Source organism: Pseudomonas caspiana, assembly GCF_002158995.1.
GTDB classification, from domain to species: domain Bacteria; phylum Pseudomonadota; class Gammaproteobacteria; order Pseudomonadales; family Pseudomonadaceae; genus Aquipseudomonas; species Aquipseudomonas caspiana.
Genome location: NZ_LOHF01000009.1, coordinates 194,489 through 201,614 on the forward strand (window position 1 = coordinate 194,489; position 7,126 = coordinate 201,614).

The window sequence follows — 7,126 nt, forward strand, 5'->3', positions numbered from 1 at the left end:
ACGGAAAATTATTCACGCACGACAACGCGAAATCATTCCCCGCCTTTGCTCAAAACTATCCGCCCCCGGCTTAAATCCGCCAACTGCCGCTGCAGCACTTCAACCTGCTCTGGGCCGACCGCAATCGCAAGGTCCACTCCGTTGGCGGTGAAGTCTTCCTGCTGCACCAAACCGTTCAACTCCGCCACCCGCAACTTGACCAGCGCCAATTCGCTGAAGCTGCAAGACAGACTCAACGGCACACGAGTGATCAGTGGCAGACGCTCTGCCTGTTGCAGGCATTTATTGGCACCACCGCCGTAGGCCCGGGCGAGGCCGCCGGTACCCAGTTGAATGCCTCCGTACCAGCGAATCACCAACACCACGACCTGATCAAATTCCTGAGCTTCGATGGCTGCCAGAATCGGTCGCCCTGCAGTCCCGCCAGGTTCTCCATCGTCATTGCTGCGGTATTGATCGGCCAGTTTCCAGGCCCAGCAATTGTGGGTCGCGTTTAGGTCGCTGTTCTGCTCGATAAACGCTTGCGCGTCGGCAGCGCTGGAGATGGGCGCTGCGAGGGTGATGAAGCGGCTCTTGCGAATCTCTTCGCGAAATTCGCAAGGGCCAACCAGAGTAAAGGGCATGCGTGGGTTCCAGCTTTAAACAGATGCCGCCAGTTAAGCGCCTGGAGGTGTCAGGCCGCAACCCTTGAGGATGATGCGAATAAGATTGTCTCCCGCAACCTCCATGTCTTGCTTGGTCAGGCGAGTGCGCCCGGTGACCTGACAGATCTGCGTCGCGAAGTCTGCGTAATGCTGAGTGCTGCCCCACAACAGGAAAATCAGGTGCACAGGATCTACCGGGTCCATTTTGCCTGCATCAATCCAGGCCTGGAAAACCGAGGCCCGCCCCTGGAACCAGGCTTGGTAATCCTGGCTGAAATACTGGTTGAGGCATTCGCCACCGCTGATGATTTCCATGGCGAAAATCCGCGAAGCCTGAGGCTGGCGACGCGAGAATTCCATCTTGGCGCGGATATAGCGGCTCAGCGCCAAGGCCGGGTCATCCTCGACGGTCAGGTTGTTGAAGGTGCTGTCCCATAATTCGAGGATGTTGCTGAGTACCGCGACGTACAACCCAAGCTTGTTAGTGAAGTAGTAATGAAGGTTGGCCTTGGGCAGCCCGGCGTTCAGCGCGATGGTATTCATGCTGGTGCCTTTGAAACCGTGGCGGGCGAATTCGTCTTCGGCGGCTTTGATAATGGCCTCTTCATTCTTCTGACGAATGCGACTGGCAGGCTTGATGCCGTGAGTACTGTGCGCAGGGACTTCAAGGATCATTGGGTAGTTCCGGACAGATCATAGGGTGCAATGCTGAACAGCTGGCGTAATCAGGTGCTCGGCATTATCAGGAATTAATGTGTCGATGGCTCACCTTCGGTTGCAGATTCTGTACCCACAACGCTTGTCTTGTCCTCCGGCAGTAACAGGCACATCACAATGGCTGTGATGCCGCCGCTGGTGATCGCAGAGTCGAACAGGTTTTGCACCAGCTTGGGCAGATGGTGCAGCAACGCCGGTTGGGCAGCGATACCCAGACCCACCCCAAAAGAAGTGGCAATGATCAGCATGCTGCGTCGGTCCAGTGGCGCCTGCGCCAGAATACGCACGCCTGCTGCGGCAACGCTGCCGAACATCACCAGAGTTGCACCGCCGAGCACAGGTTTGGGGATTTGTTGCAGCAAGGCGCCAATAGTCGGGAACAGGCCGAGCATGAACAGCACTGCGCCGATGTACAGGCCAACATAACGACTGGCGACACCGGTGAGCTGAATCACACCGTTGTTTTGCGCAAAAGTCGTATTCGGGAAGGCGCTGAAGGTTGCGGCAATCATGCAACTGAATCCATCACCCAATACGCCACCTTTAAGCCGGGCAATATACGTGGGGCCACTTATAGGTTTTTTAGCGAGCATGCAGTTGGCGGTCAGGTCGCCGACTGTTTCGATAGTGCTGATCAGATAAATCAGCGCGACGGGCAGGAAAGCTGTCCAGTCGAAGGCGAAACCGAACTTGAACGGAATCGGTACGCTGATCAGGGGCAGATCGCCAACGGAATGAGGCACGAGTTTTCCGCTGAACCACGCCGCCAGGCTACCTAAAGCCAGGCCGATGATGATTGCCGATAAGCGTATCCAGGGCGTATTTGACCGGTTGAGCAGAATGATGACGACCAGCACAAAACCGCCCAACGCCAGATTCAGCGGCTCGCCAAAGTCTGGAGCGTTGAAGCCACCGCCCAGATCCGTCACTCCGACTTTGATCAGGCTGACCCCGATCAGCGTGATCACGATACCTGTCACCAACGGCGTGATGACTCTGCGCAGTTGGCCAATGAAGCGACTCAATACAATCTGTACCAGCGCACCGAAAAAACAGACGCCGAAGATCATCGCCAGAATGTCTTCAGGGCTCCCGCCGCGTTGCTTGACTAGAAAACCGGCAGACAATACTGCGCCGAGAAAAGCAAAGCTGGTGCCTTGCAGGCAGATCATCCCTGCGCCAATCCCGAATGGACGACGTGCCTGGATGAAAGTCCCTACGCCTGAAACCATCAGTGCCATGCTGATCAGGTAAGGCATATACGCGCCCAGCCCCAATGCCGAGCCAATCACTAATGGCGGGGTAATGATGCCGACGAAACTGGCGAGCACGTGTTGCAGCGCAGCCAATATTGCCGGTACCGGCTTGGGCCGATCATCAAGGCCGTAGATCAGATCGCTGCTGGGTGAGGCTTCGGGCTGCATGTCGTGCTCTCGCGGGTCGTTTAATACAACCACTGTGCAAAAAGCTGTCCAAGTGCTCAGGTTTTTTAAAGGCTAGTGTTTAGCGGATATCTTTAGGACCCTGACACAACGCTGTCGTGCAGCAAACAAAGTACCTGTAGGAGCGCACGAGCACCGCGAGGCCGTGATAGCGGTGTTTCAGACCGGACGCCATCGCTGCCTCGCGGTGCTCGTGAGCTCCTACAGAAAGATATTCCAAATCAGATGGATGTAGTTTGTTTTGATAGGAGCGCTAAGTTTTGGCCGGGTGCTATGTCTCACCGTGTAGCAGCCAGCGTCTGCAGGAAGCTCTCCAGCACCAAATGAGGGCGGCGTCCTTTGCGGGTCACCGACACCAGACTCAAATCATAAAAGCGCGATGCCGGTTTCAGTGCCCTCAACCGACCCTGTTGCACCCAAAAGCTCGCGTAGTGGTCTGGTAGATAACCGATATAACGCCCGGTCAGAATCAGAAACGCCATGCCTTCCCGGTCCGATGCGCTGGCGGTGCAATTGAGCGCCTGATAATGGGCCTGGATTTCTGCCGGCAGGCGAAAGGTCGGTGCAATGGCATCCTGCTCTGCAAGGCGCGCGTCATCCAGCGCAGCGTCATCCATATAGAAAAGTGGATGGCCCACCGCGCAGTAAAGCAACGATCGTTCGCTGTACAGCGGCTGATATTCAAGCCCTGACAAGGCGCTGGCCTGGGGCACGACGCCGACGTGCAAACGTCCGTCGAGTACACCTTGCTCGACTTCATTCGGGGCAATCATGCGAATGTTGATATGCACATCAGGCCCGCGCTCTTTCAACTGGGCCAGTGCGTGAGTGATGCGCATATGGGGGAGGGTGACCAGATTGTCGGTCAGACCAATGTTCAGTTCGCCCCGCAAATGCTGATGCAGGCCGTTGACCTCGGTGCGGAAGCTTTCCAGTGCGCTCAGCAGTTGTAGGGCCGACTGATAAACCTCACGGCCCTCTTCGGTCAACGAAAATCCTGCTCGGCCGCGCTGACAAAGACGCAAGCCCAGGCGCTGTTCCAGATCGCTCATTTGCTGGCTGATAGCTGAACGACCTATGCCGAGTGCGCTTTCGGCGGCAGAGAAACCGCCTGACTCGACTACGCTTCGAAAGATGCGCAGCAATCGAATATCAAAATCGCTGACTTGTGCCAATGGATCCGGGCGACGGCTGCTCATAGTTTAGTAATCAGCTAACTAAAGATCGTAAAAGTTGAGTTTTTCCGACTTTATCCCCGTGGCACCGTAGCTGCATCAAGTATTTGCAGTCACTCAACCGCCCAGCGCTTCAGCGAGGTCCGTTTCGATGAACAGTTTCGAGTCGTCCGAGATGTCTATTGCCAGCCAATTGAAGCTTGATGCTCATTGGATGCCCTACACCGCCAATCGCAATTTCCAGCGCGATCCGCGCTTGATCGTCGCGGCGCACGGCAGTTACCTGACAGACGACAAGGGACGCAAGATCTACGATGGGCTTTCCGGTCTATGGACCTGCGGCGCAGGCCATACGCGCAAGGAGATTCAGGAGGCTGTCTCTAAACAGTTGGGCATTCTGGACTACTCCCCGGCGTTTCAATTTGGTCACCCGCTGTCCTTTCAGCTCGCCGAGAAAATTACCGAGCTGACGCCGGGCAATCTGAATCATGTGTTCTATACCAACTCAGGTTCCGAGTGCGCCGACACCGCCGTGAAGATGGTGCGTGCCTACTGGCGTCTGAAGGGGCAAGCGACCAAAACCAAAATGATTGGCCGTGCGCGTGGCTATCACGGGGTGAACATCGCGGGCACCAGCCTTGGTGGAGTGAACGGTAACCGTAAGATGTTTGGTCAGTTGATGGACGTTGATCACCTGCCGCATACCTTGCTGGCCAGCAACGCTTATTCGAAAGGCATGCCGGAGGCGGGCGGTATTGCTCTCGCCGATGAAATGCTCAAATTGATCGAGTTGCATGATGCCTCGAACATCGCTGCAGTCATCGTCGAGCCAATGGCCGGCTCTGCCGGTGTGATCGTGCCGCCCCAAGGCTATCTCAAGCGTCTGCGGGAAATCTGCGATCAGCACAACATCCTGCTGATCTTCGACGAAGTCATCACCGGCTTCGGTCGCACCGGTTCCATGTTTGGTGCAGACAGTTTTGGTGTGACCCCTGATCTGATGTGCATCGCCAAGCAAGTCACCAACGGTGCCATTCCGATGGGGGCGGTGATCGCCAGCAGCGAGATATATCAGACCTTCATGAATCAACCGACGCCTGAGTATGCGGTTGAATTCCCGCATGGTTATACCTACTCCGCGCACCCGGTTGCCTGTGCTGCCGGTCTTGCAGCGCTGGATCTGCTGCAACGGGAAAACCTTGTGCAGCAAGCGGCTGAAGTGACGCCACATTTTGAAAGCGCATTGCATGGCATCAAGGGCACGAAGAACGTCGTCGACATTCGCAACTATGGTCTGGCCGGCGCTATCCAGATTGCGCCGCGAGATGGCGACGCAATCGTCCGTCCATTCGAGGCGGGCATGAAGCTTTGGAAGGCTGGCTTCTATGTGCGTTTTGGCGGCGACACTCTGCAGTTCGGGCCAACCTTCAACAGCAAACCGCAAGACCTGGATCGTTTGTTCGATGCGGTTGGCGAAGCGCTGAATCAGATCGATTGATAAAACTCTTCTATATAGGTGACAGGCGCGGAAGTTGTTCGCGCCTGCTTTGGAGTCATTCATGAGCACCATCCAACACTTGATCGACGGCCAATTGGTCAGCGACAACGGCCGCACTGCTGACGTGTTCAACCCGTCGACGGGGCAGGCTATTCATAAGGTCTCGTTGGCCAGTCGCGAAATCGTTCAGCAAGCCATCGACTCGGCCAAGGCGGCGTTCCCGGCGTGGCGCAATACTCCTCCAGCAAAACGTGCCCAAGTGATGTTCCGCTTCAAGCAACTGCTGGAGCAGAACGAAGGTCGCATCGCGCAATTGATCAGCGAAGAGCACGGCAAGACTCTCGAAGACGCTGCGGGCGAACTCAAGCGCGGTATTGAGAACGTCGAATACGCCTGCGCGGCTCCCGAGATTCTCAAGGGTGAGTACAGCCGCAACGTAGGACCGAACATTGATGCCTGGTCCGACTTCCAGCCGCTGGGTGTCGTTGCCGGTATTACGCCGTTCAACTTCCCGGCGATGGTGCCGTTGTGGATGTACCCACTGGCGATCGCTTGCGGTAACTGTTTCATCCTCAAGCCTTCCGAGCGCGATCCGAGCTCCACGCTGCTAATCGCACAATTGCTGCACGAAGCGGGTCTGCCCAAAGGCGTGCTCAATGTCGTCCATGGCGACAAGGCGGCGGTAGATGCGCTGATCGAAGCGCCGGAAGTCAAAGCGCTGAGTTTTGTCGGTTCAACGCCGATTGCCGAATACATCTATAAAGAAGGCGCTGCACGCGGTAAACGGGTCCAGGCATTGGGTGGCGCGAAAAACCATGCGGTGCTGATGCCGGATGCTGACCTGGACAACGCGGTCAGTGCACTCATGGGCGCGGCTTACGGTTCGTGCGGCGAGCGCTGCATGGCGATTTCGGTTGCCGTGTGTGTGGGCGATCAGATTGCTGACGCACTAGTCGCCAAGCTGGTGCCGCAAATTGCTTCGCTGAAAATCGGTGCTGGCACGACCTGCGGGTTGGATATGGGGCCATTGGTCACCGGTCAGCATCGCGACAAAGTCAGCGGCTATATAGAAGACGGTGTGCAGGCTGGCGCGAAGCTGGTTGTTGATGGTCGCGGCTTGAGTGTTACCGGTAATGAAGACGGCTTCTTCATGGGTGGCTGTCTGTTCGATCAGGTGACGCCTGAGATGCGCATCTATAAAGAAGAGATCTTCGGACCGGTGCTGTGCATTGTCCGAGTAGCCAGCCTTGAGCAGGCGATGCAGCTGATCAATGATCATGAGTACGGCAATGGCACCTGCATCTTCACTCGTGACGGTGAGGCGGCGCGTCTGTTCTGTGATGAGATTGAAGTGGGCATGGTCGGCGTCAACGTACCATTGCCGGTGCCGGTTGCCTATCACAGCTTTGGGGGCTGGAAGCGTTCACTGTTCGGTGATTTGCATGCATACGGGCCGGACGGGGTGCGCTTCTACACGCGCCGCAAGGCTATTACGCAGCGCTGGCCGCAACGTGCGAGCCATGAGGCTTCGCAGTTTGCCTTTCCTAGCCTGTAAGTAGCCAGTCGAGAAGGGGGGAGCCGCGAGGCTCGCCCCTTTGTTTTAAGGGTGTTTCAGATAGTTATGACAATTAAGTGAAATTAAGGGTTGAC

Annotated in this window: 6 protein-coding genes; 2 read left to right on the plus strand and 4 right to left on the minus strand. The window is 56.4% G+C overall.

Going from position 1 to position 7,126, the window contains the following annotated elements; translation table 11 throughout:
* Positions 1-32: 32 nt before the first annotated feature.
* From AUC60_RS13275 to AUC60_RS13290, 4 genes are all read right to left on the minus strand, one after another.
* The gene (locus tag AUC60_RS13275; protein ID WP_087267821.1) at positions 33-623 is read right to left on the minus strand and encodes an IMPACT family protein; all 591 of its coding nucleotides are present in this window, start codon (positions 621-623) and stop codon (positions 33-35) included.
* Between the two features lie 33 nt (positions 624-656).
* Positions 657-1,319 (minus strand): TetR/AcrR family transcriptional regulator, encoded by a 663-nt coding sequence (locus tag AUC60_RS13280; protein WP_087267824.1) that lies wholly within the window; start codon positions 1,317-1,319, stop codon positions 657-659.
* 74 nt (positions 1,320-1,393) lie between these two features.
* On the minus strand, positions 1,394-2,785 hold the full coding sequence (locus AUC60_RS13285) for a uracil-xanthine permease family protein (RefSeq protein ID WP_087267827.1): 1,392 nt from the start codon (positions 2,783-2,785) through the stop codon (positions 1,394-1,396).
* Positions 2,786-3,081: 296 nt separating this feature from the next.
* Entirely contained in the window at positions 3,082-4,002 is a 921-nt protein-coding gene (locus tag AUC60_RS13290) for a LysR family transcriptional regulator (RefSeq protein ID WP_087267830.1), read from the minus strand.
* A 127-nt stretch (positions 4,003-4,129) separates the two neighbouring features.
* Here AUC60_RS13290 and aptA point away from each other — a divergent pair, with 127 nt between their 5' ends.
* Both aptA and AUC60_RS13300 read left to right on the plus strand, forming a co-directional pair.
* Positions 4,130-5,476, plus strand: a complete 1,347-nt coding sequence (gene aptA / locus AUC60_RS13295) for an omega-aminotransferase AptA (RefSeq protein ID WP_087267833.1) — start codon at positions 4,130-4,132, stop codon at positions 5,474-5,476.
* Positions 5,477-5,537: 61 nt separating this feature from the next.
* On the plus strand, positions 5,538-7,031 hold the full coding sequence (locus AUC60_RS13300; protein WP_087267836.1) for a CoA-acylating methylmalonate-semialdehyde dehydrogenase: 1,494 nt from the start codon (positions 5,538-5,540) through the stop codon (positions 7,029-7,031).
* Positions 7,032-7,126: the final 95 nt, after the last annotated feature.